Raw genomic sequence first — 15,166 nt, forward strand, 5'->3', positions numbered from 1 at the left:
TTCTCGTACTGTGGGTGCAGTCACATAGAAGCCCGTGCATGCGAGAGGTCGACACGAATGAAGACGAAAGGCGCGATCCTGTGGGGGACCGACCAGCAGTGGTCGGTCGAGGAGATCGAGGTCGGCGACCCGGTATCCGGTGAGGTCCAGATCCGGATGGAAACCGCCGGTATGTGCCACTCGGACCACCACATCGTGACCGGCGCAACGCCGATGCCCGCATTCCCGGTCATGGGCGGCCACGAGGGCGCCGGCGTGATCACCAAGCTCGGGCCGAACTGCCCCGCCGATCTTCAGGTCGGCGACCACGTGATCCTGTCGTTCATCCCGGCCTGCGGTCGCTGTCCGGCGTGTGTGAGCGGCAATATGGCGCTGTGTGATCTGGGCGCGGGCCTGCTGATGGGTCAGGCCATCAGCGACGGCACCTACCGCATCCAGGCGCGCGGTGAGAATGTCATCCCGATGTGCCTGCTGGGCACCTTCGCGCCGTATATGACGGTGCACCACACCTCGGTGGTCAAGATCGACCCGAGCATTCCATTCGAGGTCGCCTGCCTCGTCGGCTGCGGCGTCCCCACTGGTTTCGGTTCTTCCACCCACGTCGCCCAGGTCGCGCCCGGTGAGACCGTGGTGATCGCGGGCATCGGTGGCGTCGGCATGAGCGCGCTGCAGGGCGCGGTGCTCTCCGGCGCATCCAAAGTCGTTGCCATCGACCCGAACCCGTGGAAGCGCGAGCAGGCGCAGAAGTTCGGCGCGACGCACACCTACGAGAGCATGGCCGCCGCGATCATGCCGCTGATGGAGGCCACCGAGGGCCGGATGGCGCAGAAGGTCATCCTGACCATGGGGGAGATGCACGGCGAATACATCGAAGAGGGCCTCATCCTCACCGCCAAGGCCGGCACCCTGGTCGTCACCTCCATGGGCCGCATGGACGAGAACGACGTGAAGCTGAACAGCTTCCTGCTGTCCATGCTGCAGAAGACCGTCAAGGGCTGCATCTTCGGCGGTGGCAATGCCCGCCAGGACGCGCCGCACCTGCTGTCGCTGTACAAGTCGGGCCAGCTGAACCTCGACGATATGGTGACCCGTCAGTACTCCCTGGAGCAGATCAACGAGGGCTACCAGGACATGTTGGACGGCAAGAACATTCGCGGCATCATCAAGTACACCGAGGCCGACTGGTAAACCGCCGCGTCACGGCTCGGCGAGCTACGGAACCAGCTCGCCGAGCGGAGACTCGGTCAGACGGGGCAGCGGAGCAGGGCATTGCGCAGGTTGCGGCTGCGGACGTCGTCGAGGACGGCGAGGCCGAGGCGGTTCATCGAGTAGCCGAAGCCGAGACCGGTTGCCGGATCGGCGAATCCGAAGGAGCCACCGAGGCCCGTGGTGCCGTAGGCGCGTTTATCCGAGCCGAAGCTGAACGAGCCGCGGGATTTGCGGAAGCCCAGGTGATAGCGAGACTTGGTGTGCAATACCAGATCGTCGGCGGGCACATCGTCGGCGGCCGCGGCGGCGAGCCGATCGAGCACTGCGTCCTCGATCGGGAGCGCACCGGTGCGCCCCGCCGCCGCGCCGTATGTCTTGGCCAGCGATCTGGCATTGCCGACGCCATTGGAACCCGGCATCTCCAACTCGAGCAGTTCGCGTCGGCTCGCCCGCACCGGCGCGCCGATGCGCGGATTGGTCAGTGCCGCATGGGAAAGTCCGCGCTTGGCGAAGATCTCCGCACCGATGCGCACCGGAATATCGCGCTCGTAGCGCAGGATGTCCACGCCCTCGGTAGCGGCCAGGGTGGCGATCCGGTCCATGCTCTGTTCGGCGGGCAGGCCGATGAAGAAGTCCAGGTCGAGCGGTTTCGCGATTTCCTCGGCGAAGATCCGGCCGAGTGTGCGGTGTTCCGGATCGGCGCGGCGCACGAGTTCGCCTTGATAAAGGCCGAGGGTGATGGCGTGATAGCCGTGCCGCGTGCCCGGCCGCCACGCGGGCCGCTGTGCGGCGAGAATTGTTGCGAGACCGTCGAGATCGGCGATCTGCCGCAGCCGCACCACGGTATCGAGTCCGGAAAGTCCGGCCTGATGGTCGATCAGCTGACGCACCGTGACCGTGCCCTTGCCCTGCGCGGCGAACTCCGGCCAGTACTTGGCGACCGGCTCTTCGTAGTCGAGCAGTCCCTTCGACACCAGGGTGGCGACCACGAACGCGGCCATACCCTTGGTCGAGGAGAAGACCGGGACGATCGTGTCGCGCTCCCACGGCAGGGTCCGGCGGCGGTCACGATGACCCGCCCACAGGTCGACCACTGGGCGATCGCCCGCGTAAACGGCCACGGCAGCGCCGACTTCGCCGTGCCGGGCGAAGTTGCGGCGGAAGGCGTCGGCAACGGGGCCGAAACCGGCCGCCACATCGCCGTGGATGGTGGGTTCGCTCATGATCGGTTGATGGTACCGGCGGTACCGACTTTCCCATGCAGACGGTGCGGACACGCCGGGAACGGGCGTCTCGTACGCTGATTTCGTGCGTGCATTCGAGCAGATCAAGGACTGGCCGGTTCGGCATGCGGCGGCGGGCGTCGTCACCCGCGACGGTGCGCAGACGGCGGGTGATACCGAGCGCGTATTCCCGCTCGCCTCGGTGACCAAGCCGCTGGTCGCCTACGCGGTGCTCGTCGCGGTGGAGGAGGGTGCGATCGAACTCGATCAACCCGCCGGTCCGCCGGGAGCTACCGTCCGGCATCTACTCGCGCACACTTCCGGCATCGCCTTCGATACCACCGAGGTGATCGCCGCGCCCGGTACGCGGCGCATCTACTCCAGCGCCGGATTCGAAATCCTCGCGGCTTTCGTCGTGGAGCAGACCGGGATCGCGTTCCCGGAGTACTTGCGCGAGGCCGTATTCGAGCCACTCGGCATGGCGGCCTCGGTGCTGGCCGGTCCGGCCGGACATGCGGGCCGGTCCACCGCGGCGGATCTGGTGCGCTTCGGTGCGGAACTGCTGGATCCCCAGCTGATTTCGGCGCAGACCCACGCCGAGGCGACCACAGTCGCGTTTGCCGGACTCAACGGTGTGCTGCCGGGTTACGGATCGCAGCGTCCCAACGACTGGGGACTCGGATTCGAGATTCGCGACGGTAAATCACCGCACTGGACCGGCGGATCGAATTCCGCAGGTACCTATGGCCATTTCGGGCAGTCCGGCACATTTCTGTGGGTCGATCCCGAATTAGGAGTGGCGAGTATCGCTTTGAGCGACGAGAATTTCGGCGACTGGGCACGGGAGGCATGGCCCGTCTTTTCCGATGCGGTGATCGCCGAGGTGATCCTCGCTCGGAACTCGGTTGCGAAGTAACAGGTCGGACACGCCTCCGAAGTAACATGTGTAACTCGGGGCACTCCAGTACACTCGGGCAACGCCAGTGCGACGGATCGTTGGGGAAGACGTTTCTCGTCGAAGCTGGAGGTGTCAGTGGTGCGCGCATCGAGTCAGTTCGCCGACGCGACGGCGGGTGTGGTCTATATCCACTCATCGCCGGCCGCGCTGTGCCCACATATCGAATGGGCACTCACCTCGGCCCTCGGCTCACCCGCGAAATTGCGCTGGACCGCACAACCCGCTGACGGACAGCTGCGTGCGACCACCGACTGGATCGGTCCGGTCGGCACCGCATCCCGAATTGCCCAATCCTTGCGGTCCTGGCCGGTTCTGCGCTTCGAGGTCACCGAGGACCCCAGCGACGGCGTCGACGGTGAGCGCTACAGCTTCGTGCCCACCCTCGGCCTCTGGCACGGTTCCACCTCCGCCAACGGCGATGTCACCATCGGCGAAATGCGTCTGCGCGCCATGCTGCAGGCCAACAATGAACTCGGCAACTACACCGGCTATGACTTGGCAACCGAACTCGACCGCGCCCTCGGCACCCCGTGGGACGAAGATCTCGAGATCTATCGCTACGGCACCGAATCCGGTGCGGAGGTGATGTGGCTGCGCCGCGACGTCGGTTGATGGCTGGCCCGTCCGGGTGTTCGGGTACTCAATGGCCGACTCTGCCAACGACTCTCGGGCAACCGATATGAAGAAGGCCCCGGGCGGCGAGCCCAGGGCCTTCGGTCTGTCTAGACCTACTGACGATTGAACTCACCGTCGTTCACTCCAGCGGTGAAGGCATCCCACTCGCCAGGGGTGAAGACCAGCGCCGGGCCGGTCGGGTTCTTGGAGTCGCGGACGCCGACCTTGCCGCCGTCGAGGAATGCGACCTCAACGCAATCCTGGCTTGCGCCGCTGCGGCTGCTCTTGAACCACCGCGCTCCGGACAGGTCACTGCTCACGTCCATACTCCTTCGCTAGCTGCCGGAACTTTCTCCGGCTCTCCTGGGGGTTCAGGGCACTGCTCCGGATCGCCCCATAAGCCCCACCATACTGCTGCACCGTACTGGGCTTGTCGACGTACAGTGCGCCAGTGAAGCCTTCCATGTAGACGACCGGCGGTTCAATGGGTTGTCCCTTGCTGTCCTTGGCGAACTCCAGGATCGTGAATGGTCCGATCTGGTCTCCTGTTGGATAGCCCGCCTCGAATGGCAGGATCTGGAGGGTTACGTTCGGCAGTCCGGAAGCATCGGCCAGCGCCCGCATCTGATCCGCCATCGTTCGCCTGCTGCCTATGACCCGGCGCAGGATCGATTCGTGGAAGACCGCGTTGATCTGGATCGGCTCGACACTTCGGGTGATGAGTGATTGCCGTTTCATCCTGAGCTGAACTCGTCTGTCGATCTCAGCCGCACGGTCGTCGGGTCGGCGTGTGGTGATCAATGTCTGGGCGTATGCCCGTGTCTGAAACAAACCTGGCACCAACTCGGACTGAAAGATCGTCAGCCTTGTGGCCGAGTTCTCCAAACCGACGTAAACATCGAAGTTCTCCGGAATGAGATCGCCATAGGCATGCCACCATTCGGGGGCGTTTGCCTGGCGGGCGAGTCCAACAAGCGCCTCTTCCTGATCCGGGCGGGCATCGTAGATTCGGCACAATTCCTTGATGTCGGCGTCACGGATCTTGTCTATCTGGCCCTTCTCCGTTCGCTGCAACATGTTGAAGCTCCACTGCATCAGCCCGGCCGCTGAAGTGAGCGTGAGACCAGCCGCAGTCCGTAGCTCCCGCAGTTCCCGCCCCAGCTGCCTACGCGGAACCGTTGAGCCAGCCATGTTTTCCCCTTCTGACCTCGCCGTTCGCGACTGTAGATAATCGCTGGATCTATGGTAGATAACTCTCTGCCGATTCGGGATATCTCTCATGAATATCTGCCACGCCTACAGTTTCGGCCGCACACGGTGCTGAACTTGATGTGCGCCCGGAAGGGATGACGGATCGCGAAGCTTTGCTGCGGTCCTCCCGTCCTCGGGGACATTCAGGGGTTGTCGGGGATCGGGCGCACCCAAGGCACTTCGATGCGAGCAGAGGTCTCAACGATGGACCACATAGCTTTTGGCGATACGCCACTGTCCCGCTGCCACTTCTACCGGCGGGTGTGCGATCTACCTGCCACGATCGACCCACCCAATCTTGGGCGAATCATCATGAAAGCCGAGCATGTTTGGGCGCTCATCATGCCCGGACGTCTCGGCCGGGCGGTCAAATCGCTTATAGAACAACAGGGTTCGGATATCGGACCGATTCTGTCGCACCCACGCTCGGGTCGGTGGACATACATCGTGCGCCCGGACATCCCTGATGACGTGCGCCTTTTCGCGGAGATGTTCCGCCTCGACGTCTCCGTCGTGCGCACCGGCGGCACTATCGCCCTTCCATCACCCACAAATCAATGTGCCGAGTTCCGGCGCTGGGTAGAACCACCACGATGCACATTCCGCCCCTCCGGCCTCGTCATCGTCGACTCGATCCGCGCGTGCACAGGTCAGCCGAAGCGACGAAGGGCCGCGAATGCCTGAGTGCACGTGTGGGCCATGGATCAAGGTATCCCTTTGCGGCGCGGCGATATTCAGCGCCAACACCGGGAAGTTGGTGTCGGTGGCATGCCCGTCGAGACTGTGCGCGGGCATGGTCGCGATTGTCGATGACCGCATCGCCGATCACACGCCGATCATGCCGAACCCACAGCCGTGCCCGTGGGTTGGTGTGCGGGTCGCCGACGACCGCGCCGATTTCGAGACCCGCTGCATCGGAGTTGTGCGCCATGAGTGAGGTTGAACGGCAACGTAAGTCTGAGATAGCGCCGTCGGTGGTGGCGTTGCTCGCGGTCTTCCATGAGCACACGTTGGAAAAGTTGGCACTCGCCCCAATCGACAGCGTTGTGCTCCGCCACACCGCCGAAGGGATCGCCAAGATCGATGAGGACGGCTGGTGCGCCGAGTACGACGATAGCCACGGAGAGGATGCAATCGAAGTCCTGCCTATCAATGTCATCGATACCGAGAACCCATGAGCGCGAATATATCTCCGCGCCCGACAGAGCCGGACGTGCATCTGAGTGTCTTCCTGCACGGCGCCCGATTCGACTTCACCGCCTGCCTGACCGCCGCATTGATCTTCGTGCGCGAGCACCAAGCGCAGCATTACGTCGATGCCGTCACCATCGATCTCGGCGACACCAGCCGCTATCCTCGCCTTCCGTGCGAGCGCCTCTACCTTGGCCCGTGACCTGAGCGACCAAATAGGGGGCGTGTGGGAGCATCGCGCGAGAATGTTCTGGTGGAGGGGTGCTCTCGCTGTTTGCCGCCACCGATACATTCTCGGCTGCTGCGCTATCTCTTTTGAGGGGATCCTTGGTTCGGGCAGCAATTCGAGCGGGTGTGGGTGCATCGGGATGGTGCGGTGTGCGTCTCAGCCGATCAGGTGCTCGAGTGCGAGTTGTTGCAGTCGGACGAAACCGAAGTCTCGTTCGGCTGCCTTGTCCGGATCGAAACCTTCGTCGTCGCGCAGGAATGACTCGATCGATTCGCCGTCGTCGAGGGTGGGGTGCGCCAGGTCGAGGACGCCGGAGGAGGCCATCGCCTCCTGCACGCGGGAATCGGCGCGGAAGGCACGTGCCTTGTCCGCCAGCATCAGGTAGGTCGCCATACATGCCTTGGCCGATTCCCATACGCCGGTGAGGTGTTCGGTGCGTGAGGGCTTGTAGTCGAAGTGCCGGGGTCCGGTGTAGCGCGGGCCGTCCGGGTAGCCGGGGAAACCGTTTTCGAGCAGGTCGACGGTGAAGAATGCGGAGACCAGATCGCCGTGTCCGAAGACGAGGTCCTGGTCGTATTTGAGACCGCGCTGGCCATTGAGGTCGATGTGGAACAGCTTGCCGCTCCACAATGCCTGGCCCAGGGCGTGCGTGTAGTTGAGGTTGGACATCTGTTCGTGGCCGGTTTCCGGATTGAGGCCGACGATATCGCCGTGCTCCAATTCTGCGATCAGGGCAAGTGCGTGCCCGACGGTGGGCAGGAAGATATCGCCGCGTGGCTCATTGGGCTTGGGCTCCAACGCGATTCGCAGGTCGTATCCCTGCGACTTGATGTATCCGGCGACCGTATCCAAACCCTCTTTGTAGCGTTCGAACGCGGCGAAGATGTCCTTGGATCCGTCGTACTCGCTGCCCTCGCGGCCGCCCCACATCACGAAGGTGGTGGCGCCGACCTGCGCGGCCAGATCCACCGCGCGCAGGATTTTGCGCAGACCGAAGCGGCGGATCGAGCGGTCGTTGGCGGTCAGCCCGCCGTCCTTGAAGACCGGATGGGTGAAGGTGTTGGTCGTGACCATCTCGATGGTGAGACCGCAGCGATCGGTCGCTGCTTTGAGTCGCGCGAGGTTGCGCTCCTTGGTGGCGTCGTCGGCATCGAAGGGGAATACATCGTTGTCGTGGAAGGTGATTCCCCAGACGCCGAGTTCGGCCAGGCGTTCGGCGTACTCCCACGGTGCGAGTGCCGGTCGGGTCGGCAGGCCGAACGGGTCGGTACCCGTCCAACCGACCGTCCACAGGCCGAAGGAGAACTTGTCGTCGGTGGTGGGTTGACGGGTCATGCGATGCCTCCAGGTGTGTCTACGACGGGCCCCAGCTTCCGGTGTACCCCTCGGCGAAGTACGCCGCGCCGCGCCGGGATTCGGTGAGCATCGCGAGTTCACCACGTTGGCGTTCGAGATCGAAGGGGGACGCGCCGTCGATCGAGTGCAGCAGGGTCGTCGCCCAGTAGGAGAAATGCTGAGCCTTCCACACTCGATCGAGTGCGCGGTCGGTATAGCGACGCAGTGATTCGTCGGACCCCCGGGCGAAGTATTCGTCGATGACCTCGTGCAGCACGCGCACATCCGCGAGCGCGAGATTCAACCCCTTCGCGCCGGTCGGCGGGACGGTGTGGGCGGCATCGCCTGCCAGCAGGAGTCTGCCGTGACGCATCGGCGCGGTGACGAACGAGCGGAACGGCAGCACCGTCTTCCCACTGATCGGCCCCTCTTGCAGTGCGAAACCATTGCCGTTGACACGGCGGCGCATTTCGGCCCAGATTCGTTCGTCATCCCAGTCTTCGGGGCGTTCGTTGGGTGCGCATTGGAAATACATGCGCTGCATCGTCGACGTGCGCTGGCTGACCAGGGCGAAGCCGTGTTCGGAACGTGCGTAGATCAGTTCCGGATGCGACTGCGGCGCCTCGGCGAGGAAGCCGAACCAAGCGAAGGGGTATTCGCGGAACCATTCGGTGCGCAGGCCATCGGGAAAGGCGTGACGGCAGATCGAACGTGAGCCGTCGGCCCCGACGATCAGATCGGCCGCCAGCCGGGCCGGGCGGCCGTCCGCCTCGGTGAACGTCACCACCGGAGGATCGATGCAGACCGCGGTATCCCGGACGCCGTAGCGGACATCACCGCCATCGGTCTTGCGGCGGTCGGCGAGGTCGATGAACACATCGGTCTGCGGATACAGCCACACGGATTCGCCGACCAGTTCCCGGAAATCGATCCGATGGTTGTCACCGTCGAAACGCAGCACCACACCGTCGTGCCGGTCGCCTTCGGTGAGTACGCGATCGGAGACGCCGGAATCCACCAGCATGCGCACCGAACCCGCCTCCAGAATGCCCGCGCGAATGGTGGTCGCGATCTCCTCGTGCGTGCGGATATCGATGACGACCGAATCGATTCCGGAGCGGTGCAACAGATGTGACAGCAGCAGACCCGCCGGACCCGCGCCGACAATGGCGACCTGTGTGCGCGTATTCCTCATAGGGCGAACCCCTTCGAAGTGTCGAGGGTGGCGGCCGGTTCCACCGACCGAGTGCTGAACCGGGACACCGCCGTCATCGCGAGCATGCCGACGCCCGCCACCGCGGCGAAAAAGTAGAAGCCCCACGGGTATGCGGATCCGGCGACGATGAGCCAGCCGGTAATGCTCGGACCGAAGATCGCGCCGAGTCGACCGACACTCGAGGTGAGGCCGAGCGCGGTAGCCCGCACCTCGGCGGGATATACCTGCGTGACGTAGGCGTAAATCAGCGCCTGGGCCGAGAACACGAAGATGCCGGTGACCAGTACCAGCGCATTGAGGAGCACGGTGCTGGAGACTTTGACGCTCAACATGGCCAGCAATACGGCGGCGGCCGCAAACCAAATGAGGACAATCGGTTTCGTGCCGCGCCGGTCCGCGAGCGGACCGGCGATCAGCAGCCCGACGATCGCACCGACATTCAGCACCAGCAGCAGCGTCAACGAGGTCGACATGTTGTATCCGGCGTCACGCATCAGCTTCGGCAACCAGGTGTTGAGTCCGTAGACCAGCAGCAGGCCCATGAACGAACCGACCCACACCCCGAGTGTGGTGCGCAGATAACGCGGCGCGAGCAGCACGGTCGGCTTTACCCGTTCAGGAGCGGCCTTGGCGGTCAGATACGCCTCGGATTCGGGAAGTTCGGCCCAGATCAGCGGCAGCAGTAGGAATCCCGCGATGCCGCCGAGATAGAACAGCGGCTGCCAGTGCGGAACGAGCTGTAGCGCGAGGAGCGAGGTGAGCACCGCGCCGACGTGATAGCCGGTCATCGTGATCGTGCCGATGAAGGCGCGGCGGGTGGCGGGTACCTGCTCGGCCATGAAGGTCAACGCTGTCGGCAGACAGGCGCCGAGCCCGATCCCGGCCAGCAGGCGGAATACGCCGAAAACGGTGACGGATCCGGCCGCCGGGACGGCCGCGGTGAATGCCGAGAACAATGCGATCGAGGCGAGTAGTACCTTGCGGCGGCCGTAGCGGTCGGCGATCGGCCCGACCAACGCGGCGCCGATGGCGACGCCGACCAGCGAGATCGTCGCGGCGAATGTCGCACGCGCCGCGGTGAATCCGATGTGGTGGTGCTCGATGAGGGTGGGAATGACGGCGCCGAGCACTACCAGGTCGTAGCCCTCGAGCAGGACGATGAGCCAGCACAGCACGGCCGGCCACGACGACAGCTTGTTCATGATGATTCGTTTCTGCAGATTCGGACCGGTCATAGCGGGCCCTGATTGTGATGGCTCTCACGCTAGAATGACCGCCAATCAGAAATCCAATTGATATTTTTCTCGATCCACATAGAGGAGATCTATGGCAGCCGAGTTCGATCTGAACCTGGTGCGCACCTTTGTGCTGCTCTACGAGACCAGGAGTGTCACGGCCGCCGCGGACCTGCTCGGGGTCACCCAGCCGACGGTCAGCTACGGGCTCGGCAAGTTGCGGCGGCGGCTGCGTGACGAACTGTTCGTGCGCGGCCCGGGTGGTCTGGTACCGAGTGCGGAGGCCGAGCGGCTGTATCCGCCGCTGCGCGCGGCTATCGCTGGTGTCGATGAAACACTCGGCGCCGCAACTGAATTCGATCCGAGTCGACCGGCGCGGTTTACGCTCGGGCTCTCCGATCTCGGTGAGGTGACGGTGCTGCCGCTGGTGCTCGCGGAACTCGCGGTACGGGCACCGCAGGTGACCCTGCACGTCGAGGCGTTCGATGTCGATACCGCGACCGATCGGCTGGCCCGCGGCGAGGTCGACGCGATGGTGGCCAGTCCGATACTCGATTCACCTCGGCTGACTCGGACGCCGCTGTTCAGCGAGGGCTATGCCGGGCTGGTCGCGGCGCGCCACCCTCGGCTGCACGGTGAAAAGCCCACCCAAGCCGAACTGGATCGTGAGCGGCATATCGTCGTCGAGGGCGTGACAGGCCACCCCGGCCCGCGCAAGGCGCTGCGCGAGCACCATCTCGAAGATCGGGTCGCGGTGCGGGTCACCCGATTCGCCACCCTGCCCTATGTGGTGCAGGACAGTGAGCTGGTCGCCATCGTGCCCGATCGGGTGGCACACGCTTTGGCGCGCACCCATCCCGTGCGCGTATTCACCCTCCCGTGGCCGATCGAGCCGGTGGAAGTGGCGGCCTATACCCGGCGCGCACCTGGCCGGGTGGCGGCTCAGGGTTGGTTTCTGGAGGTTGTTCGGGCGGCGCTGGAGAATCTGCCGTCGGTCAGCCCAGCCGCGTAATCGGCTTCGCGGCGGTGAGATCCGCTTCGATGCGGTGGGCGGCCGTCTGCAGGCGCGGAATCAGTTCGGCCCGAATGGATTCGATGCTGCGGCGGGAGGCGTGCGTCGAAATATTGATCGCGGCGATCACGCCCGATCGATCGCGGATGGGGGCCGCGACCGACCGCAGACCTTCCTCCAATTCCTGGTCGACGATGGAAAAGCCCTGTGCGCGAACCATTTCCAAGGCGGCCCGCAAGGCATCCTGATCGGTGATGGTATTGGCGGTCAACCGGGCCAGTGGCGTGCGCGCCAGATAGGCGTCGAGTTCAGCGGCCGGGAGTCCGGCCAGCAGGACATGGCCCATGGAGGTGGCGTAGGCAGGGAAACGGGTGCCGATATTGATGCTGACGGTCATGATCCGGGATGCGGCGACCCGGGCGACGTACACGACATCCGGACCGTCGAGCACCGATACCGAGCTGGATTCGTGCACGTCGGCGGAGAGCTGTTCGAGGTGCGGCTGCGCCACCTCGGACAGACTCATGCTGGACAGATACGAATAACCCAGTTCCAGCACCTTCGCGGTGAGCGAGAAGCGTTTGCCGTCGGTGCGGACGTAGCCGAGATCGGCGAGGGTCAACAGGAACCGGCGCGCCGCCGCGCGGGTGAGTCCGGTCAGGCGCGCGACATCGGAGAGCGTCAGCTGCGGGTTCTCGGCATCGAATGCCTTGATGACTGCGAGGCCGCGTTCGAGCGACTGCACATAGTGGGTGCCGCGCTGTCCGTCGTCGTCGTTACCGCCGGTCGTCATCGTCGTCCTCCTCGACAGGGTGCTACAGGGCGGTATCGTCCCCGAGTTCGGCCAATACCTGCTGCCCGATCGCGAAGGCGGCGTTGGCCGCGGGCACGCCCGCGTAGGCGCCGGTGTGCAGCAGTACTTCGGCGATCTCGGCGGCGGTGAGACCGTTGGTGATCGCGGCGCGGACATGCATCGCGATCTCCTCGTGCCGCCCGAGGGCGGTGAGCACCGCAAGGGTAACGCAGCTGCGGGTGCGCCGGTCCAGGCCCTCGCGGGTCCAGATCGAGCCCCAGACCGACTCGGTGATGTACTCCTGGAACGGCCTGGTGAATTCGGTGGTCCTGGCGACGGCGCGATCGACGTGATCGTCGCCGAGCACTTCACGCCGGACCGCCATGCCGCTATCGGCTCGTTCGTTCACGAGTCCTCCTTCAGGTGAGCGAGAATCAGATTGTTGACCGCCTCCGACGCCTCGGCGCTGGCCAGATGTGCGCCGGGGCCGACGATTTCGAGGCGCGCGTGCGGGATCGTGCGCGCAATGCGCTGTCCGTGCTCCGGTGGAATGGCCGGATCCTGGGCACCAGCGATTACGAGTGTGGGTGCGGTGATCGATGACAGCCGGTCCGCGATACTCATCGTTTCGATTGCCTGGCAACAGGATGCGTAGCCGTCGGCGTCGGTGGCCGCGACCATGTCCTCGTAGTAATGGGTGCGCTCCGGATGGTCGGCGCGCCATTGCGGGGTGAACCAGCGTTGCACCACGGCATCTGAAACTGCCTGTGTCCCTTCGGCTCTGACCAGCGCGGCGCGATCGGCCCAACCGCTGGGCGGGCCCAGTTCGGCGGAGGTGCAGCACAGGGTGAGCGTGCGCAGCCGGTCCGGTGCGTGTTCGCCGAGCCACATGCCGACCATGCCGCCGAGGGAGAGTCCGACGAAATGCGCTCGCCCGACCCCGAATCGGTCGAGCAGCCTGATCACATCGGAGCCCAGGTCCGTCAGCGTGTACGGGCCAGGGGGTACGGGCGATGCGCCATGTCCGCGGTGGTCGTAGCGCAATACCCGATACCCAGCGGCGGTCAGCGCGGCGACCTGCGGATCCCACATCCGCAGGTCGCTGCCCAGTGACCCGCTCAGTACGACGGGTTCGCCGTCATCGGGACCGTCCACGGCGCAGTTCACTTCGACGGCGCACACGACTCCGCCTGCCGAATCAGTTTCCTGTCATCGAGTGATCCGCTCAGTACGACGGGTTCGTGGTCGTCGGGATCATCCACGGCGCAGTTCATCTCGACGGCGCTCACGACCGCGCCTGCCGAATCAGTTTCCTGCCATCCTGTGATCCGCTCAGTACGACGGGTTCGCCGTCGTCGGGACCGTCCACGAGGCAGTTCATCTCGACCACGGTCATGCCACGCCTCCGTCTCGTTGGCGCTTGGCTCCTTAAGGGCCTGGACGACGAATGATCGTTTGCTCATAATCTGTCCCGCCAATCGTCGAGTGCCCGTTCGATGAACTTGCGTGCCGACCCGAGGTACCGCGCTGGATCGAGCAGTCTTTCGATCTGTTCGCGTTCCAGATACTTTCCGACCACCGGATCGGCGGCGAGCAGATCGGCGAGTGGGCCCGCACCGGCGAGGGCGGCTTGGCAGCACTGCGCGACGGCATCGCCCGCGGTATGCCTGCCGACCTCCCCATTGGATGTCGAAACCAACTCGGCCACCACATTTTCCGCGAGTGCGAGGCCGCCGGTGAGTTCGAGGTTGGCATGCATGCGCTGTGGATCGACTCGAAGTCGCTCCAGGCTGATACGCAGCCAATGCACCGCGGAACCGCAGGTCCGCAGCAATTCGACATACGGTCGCCATTCCGCATGCCACGAGCCTGCCGCGCGCTGATGTTCGTGCGCGGCCGAGCCGAGCAGTGCGGCAACCAAACCCGGTGCCTGCCCGGCGGATCCGGCGGCAAGCACGGCGGCAACCGGATTGCGTTTGTGCGGCATGGTCGAGGAGCCGCCCGTACCCGCCGGGCCCTCCTCGTGGACTTCCGCGACCTCGGTCTGCGCCAGCAGCGTGATATCGCGGGCGATCTTGGCCACCGCCGCACAGGTCTGACCGAGCGCACCGGCGATCTCGGCGATGCGTCCGCGCTCGGTATGCCACGGCAGGGCCGGTTCGGCCAATCCGAGCTGCCGCGCGAGTCCGCTCATGACGGCAATCCCGTTGTCGCCCAACGAAGCCAGTGTGCCGACCGCCCCGCCGAACTGCACCGCCAAGCGGTGCCGCCGGATGTCGTCGAGCCGGTCCCGCGCCGCGGCGATACCGCCGAGCCAGCCCGCCGCGGTGAGGCCGAAGGTGACCGGCGGCCCCTGCTGGAGCAGGCTGCGCCCGGCCAGCACGGTGTCGGCGTGGATTTCGGCGAGGTGCGCCAGCTGGGCCGCGCATGCGCCCAAGTCCTCATCGAGCACGGTCAGCGCCCGGTGCGTCACCAGCATGGCGGCGGTATCGCCCACGTCCTGGCTGGTCGCGCCGAGGTGCACATATCCGGCCGCATCGCCCGCGACGCGTGCGGTGAGTGCCCGCACCAGCGGCCCGGCCGGATTGCCGATGCCGACCGCCTGCGCGCCGAGCTCAGCGATGTCGTAATCATCTGCATTGCAACAGCTTTGGATTGCCACGGCGGCCTCGGGTGGAACGGCCCCGGCTGCGGCCGAGGCGGCCGCCAGCGCGCCTTCGAAGTCGAGCATGGCCTGCACCCATGCCCGGTCGCCGACCTGCGCCGCGACCGGACCGGCCGCGAGCACAGCGTCGAACAACCCGTCAGACATCCCTACCTTCTTTCTCGGGTGACTCGGGCCAGTCGTAGGGTCCTGGTGCCCAGGGGTGTCGGGTGTGGCTTTCAGACATCCGCCGCG

General features: G+C 65.1%; 18 protein-coding genes. 8 read left to right on the plus strand and 10 right to left on the minus strand.

Annotated elements, in window-relative coordinates; all coding sequences use genetic code 11:
• Positions 1–57: 57 nt before the first annotated feature.
• A complete protein-coding gene (locus ACZ60G_RS39120) occupies positions 58–1,188 on the plus strand; it encodes an NDMA-dependent alcohol dehydrogenase (RefSeq protein WP_040688149.1) in 1,131 nt (376 codons plus the stop codon).
• A gap of 56 nt (positions 1,189–1,244) precedes the next feature.
• Here ACZ60G_RS39120 and ACZ60G_RS39125 read toward each other — a convergent pair whose 3' ends face one another.
• Positions 1,245–2,432 carry a serine hydrolase domain-containing protein gene (locus ACZ60G_RS39125; RefSeq protein ID WP_465817009.1) on the minus strand — a complete coding sequence of 396 codons (1,188 nt, stop codon included), beginning with the start codon at positions 2,430–2,432 and terminating at the stop codon, positions 1,245–1,247.
• Between the two features lie 85 nt (positions 2,433–2,517).
• On the opposite strand from ACZ60G_RS39125, the gene ACZ60G_RS39130 reads away from it, so the two are divergent.
• Both ACZ60G_RS39130 and ACZ60G_RS39135 read left to right on the plus strand, forming a co-directional pair.
• Positions 2,518–3,348: a serine hydrolase domain-containing protein gene (locus tag ACZ60G_RS39130; RefSeq protein ID WP_465817010.1), complete on the plus strand. Its 831-nt coding sequence runs from the start codon at positions 2,518–2,520 to the stop codon at positions 3,346–3,348.
• A gap of 120 nt (positions 3,349–3,468) precedes the next feature.
• A complete protein-coding gene (locus ACZ60G_RS39135; RefSeq protein WP_465817011.1) occupies positions 3,469–4,002 on the plus strand; it encodes a DUF3145 domain-containing protein in 534 nt (177 codons plus the stop codon).
• 116 nt (positions 4,003–4,118) lie between these two features.
• Here ACZ60G_RS39135 and ACZ60G_RS39140 read toward each other — a convergent pair whose 3' ends face one another.
• Positions 4,119–4,325 carry a DUF397 domain-containing protein gene (locus ACZ60G_RS39140; protein WP_465817012.1) on the minus strand — a complete coding sequence of 69 codons (207 nt, stop codon included), beginning with the start codon at positions 4,323–4,325 and terminating at the stop codon, positions 4,119–4,121.
• Positions 4,315–5,196, minus strand: coding sequence for a helix-turn-helix domain-containing protein (locus ACZ60G_RS39145; protein WP_465817013.1), 882 nt, complete (start codon positions 5,194–5,196; stop codon positions 4,315–4,317). The genes ACZ60G_RS39140 and ACZ60G_RS39145 overlap by 11 nt, the downstream gene beginning before the upstream one ends.
• Positions 5,197–5,439: 243 nt before the next feature.
• On the opposite strand from ACZ60G_RS39145, the gene ACZ60G_RS39150 reads away from it, so the two are divergent.
• The 4 genes from ACZ60G_RS39150 to ACZ60G_RS39165 are packed head-to-tail and all read left to right on the plus strand — an operon-like array spanning position 5,440 to position 6,649.
• Complete coding sequence (locus ACZ60G_RS39150; RefSeq protein ID WP_465817014.1) at positions 5,440–5,940, plus strand: DNA-directed RNA polymerase subunit beta; 501 nt, start codon at positions 5,440–5,442, stop codon at positions 5,938–5,940.
• Positions 5,933–6,193 carry a hypothetical protein gene (locus ACZ60G_RS39155; RefSeq protein ID WP_465817015.1) on the plus strand — a complete coding sequence of 87 codons (261 nt, stop codon included), beginning with the start codon at positions 5,933–5,935 and terminating at the stop codon, positions 6,191–6,193. Before ACZ60G_RS39150 ends, ACZ60G_RS39155 begins: the two co-directional genes overlap by 8 nt.
• Positions 6,186–6,434 carry a hypothetical protein gene (locus ACZ60G_RS39160; RefSeq protein ID WP_465817016.1) on the plus strand — a complete coding sequence of 83 codons (249 nt, stop codon included), beginning with the start codon at positions 6,186–6,188 and terminating at the stop codon, positions 6,432–6,434. The genes ACZ60G_RS39155 and ACZ60G_RS39160 overlap by 8 nt, the downstream gene beginning before the upstream one ends.
• Positions 6,431–6,649, plus strand: coding sequence for a hypothetical protein (locus ACZ60G_RS39165; RefSeq protein ID WP_465817017.1), 219 nt, complete (start codon positions 6,431–6,433; stop codon positions 6,647–6,649). Before ACZ60G_RS39160 ends, ACZ60G_RS39165 begins: the two co-directional genes overlap by 4 nt.
• Positions 6,650–6,832: 183 nt before the next feature.
• Here ACZ60G_RS39165 and xylA read toward each other — a convergent pair whose 3' ends face one another.
• The 3 genes from xylA to ACZ60G_RS39180 are packed head-to-tail and all read right to left on the minus strand — an operon-like array spanning position 6,833 to position 10,462.
• On the minus strand, positions 6,833–8,011 hold the full coding sequence (gene xylA, locus ACZ60G_RS39170; protein WP_465817018.1) for a xylose isomerase: 1,179 nt from the start codon (positions 8,009–8,011) through the stop codon (positions 6,833–6,835).
• Between the two features lie 19 nt (positions 8,012–8,030).
• On the minus strand, positions 8,031–9,206 hold the full coding sequence (locus ACZ60G_RS39175) for a 4-hydroxybenzoate 3-monooxygenase (protein WP_465817019.1): 1,176 nt from the start codon (positions 9,204–9,206) through the stop codon (positions 8,031–8,033).
• On the minus strand, positions 9,203–10,462 hold the full coding sequence (locus tag ACZ60G_RS39180) for an MFS transporter (protein ID WP_465817020.1): 1,260 nt from the start codon (positions 10,460–10,462) through the stop codon (positions 9,203–9,205). Before ACZ60G_RS39180 ends, ACZ60G_RS39175 begins: the two co-directional genes overlap by 4 nt.
• A gap of 91 nt (positions 10,463–10,553) precedes the next feature.
• On the opposite strand from ACZ60G_RS39180, the gene ACZ60G_RS39185 reads away from it, so the two are divergent.
• The gene (locus tag ACZ60G_RS39185; protein ID WP_465817021.1) at positions 10,554–11,474 is read left to right on the plus strand and encodes a LysR family transcriptional regulator; all 921 of its coding nucleotides are present in this window, start codon (positions 10,554–10,556) and stop codon (positions 11,472–11,474) included.
• On the opposite strand, the gene ACZ60G_RS39190 is transcribed toward ACZ60G_RS39185, so the two are convergent.
• From ACZ60G_RS39190 to pcaB, 4 genes are all read right to left on the minus strand, one after another.
• Entirely contained in the window at positions 11,458–12,267 is an 810-nt protein-coding gene (locus tag ACZ60G_RS39190; RefSeq protein WP_465817022.1) for an IclR family transcriptional regulator domain-containing protein, read from the minus strand. The two genes, ACZ60G_RS39185 and ACZ60G_RS39190, sit on opposite strands and share 17 nt — an antisense overlap.
• 22 nt (positions 12,268–12,289) lie before the next feature.
• On the minus strand, positions 12,290–12,676 hold the full coding sequence (pcaC, locus tag ACZ60G_RS39195) for a 4-carboxymuconolactone decarboxylase (protein WP_062992341.1): 387 nt from the start codon (positions 12,674–12,676) through the stop codon (positions 12,290–12,292).
• Positions 12,673–13,449 (minus strand): 3-oxoadipate enol-lactonase, encoded by a 777-nt coding sequence (pcaD, locus tag ACZ60G_RS39200; protein ID WP_465817023.1) that lies wholly within the window; start codon positions 13,447–13,449, stop codon positions 12,673–12,675. Before pcaD ends, pcaC begins: the two co-directional genes overlap by 4 nt.
• Before the next feature lie 277 nt (positions 13,450–13,726).
• Complete coding sequence (gene pcaB / locus ACZ60G_RS39205; protein WP_465817024.1) at positions 13,727–15,079, minus strand: 3-carboxy-cis,cis-muconate cycloisomerase; 1,353 nt, start codon at positions 15,077–15,079, stop codon at positions 13,727–13,729.
• Positions 15,080–15,166 lie beyond the last annotated feature (87 nt).

The organism is Nocardia sp. NPDC102475 (genome assembly GCF_055584605.1).

What these genes read in the sequence shown, in the direction of transcription:
- ACZ60G_RS39175 (WP_465817019.1), bottom strand. Translation starts at nt 9,206, where the DNA reads ATGAGGAATACGCGCACACAGGTCGCCATTGTCGGCGCGGGTCCGGCG.
- ACZ60G_RS39125 (WP_465817009.1), bottom strand. Translation starts at nt 2,432, where the DNA reads ATGAGCGAACCCACCATCCACGGCGATGTGGCGGCCGGTTTCGGCCCC.
- ACZ60G_RS39155 (WP_465817015.1), top strand. Translation starts at nt 5,933, where the DNA reads ATGCCTGAGTGCACGTGTGGGCCATGGATCAAGGTATCCCTTTGCGGC.
- ACZ60G_RS39185 (WP_465817021.1), top strand. Translation starts at nt 10,554, where the DNA reads ATGGCAGCCGAGTTCGATCTGAACCTGGTGCGCACCTTTGTGCTGCTC.
- ACZ60G_RS39145 (WP_465817013.1), bottom strand. Translation starts at nt 5,196, where the DNA reads ATGGCTGGCTCAACGGTTCCGCGTAGGCAGCTGGGGCGGGAACTGCGG.
- ACZ60G_RS39150 (WP_465817014.1), top strand. Translation starts at nt 5,440, where the DNA reads ATGCGAGCAGAGGTCTCAACGATGGACCACATAGCTTTTGGCGATACG.
- ACZ60G_RS39120 (WP_040688149.1), top strand. Translation starts at nt 58, where the DNA reads ATGAAGACGAAAGGCGCGATCCTGTGGGGGACCGACCAGCAGTGGTCG.
- ACZ60G_RS39160 (WP_465817016.1), top strand. Translation starts at nt 6,186, where the DNA reads ATGAGTGAGGTTGAACGGCAACGTAAGTCTGAGATAGCGCCGTCGGTG.
- pcaB (WP_465817024.1), bottom strand. Translation starts at nt 15,079, where the DNA reads ATGTCTGACGGGTTGTTCGACGCTGTGCTCGCGGCCGGTCCGGTCGCG.
- ACZ60G_RS39180 (WP_465817020.1), bottom strand. Translation starts at nt 10,462, where the DNA reads ATGACCGGTCCGAATCTGCAGAAACGAATCATCATGAACAAGCTGTCG.
- xylA (WP_465817018.1), bottom strand. Translation starts at nt 8,011, where the DNA reads ATGACCCGTCAACCCACCACCGACGACAAGTTCTCCTTCGGCCTGTGG.
- ACZ60G_RS39190 (WP_465817022.1), bottom strand. Translation starts at nt 12,267, where the DNA reads ATGACGACCGGCGGTAACGACGACGACGGACAGCGCGGCACCCACTAT.
- ACZ60G_RS39165 (WP_465817017.1), top strand. Translation starts at nt 6,431, where the DNA reads ATGAGCGCGAATATATCTCCGCGCCCGACAGAGCCGGACGTGCATCTG.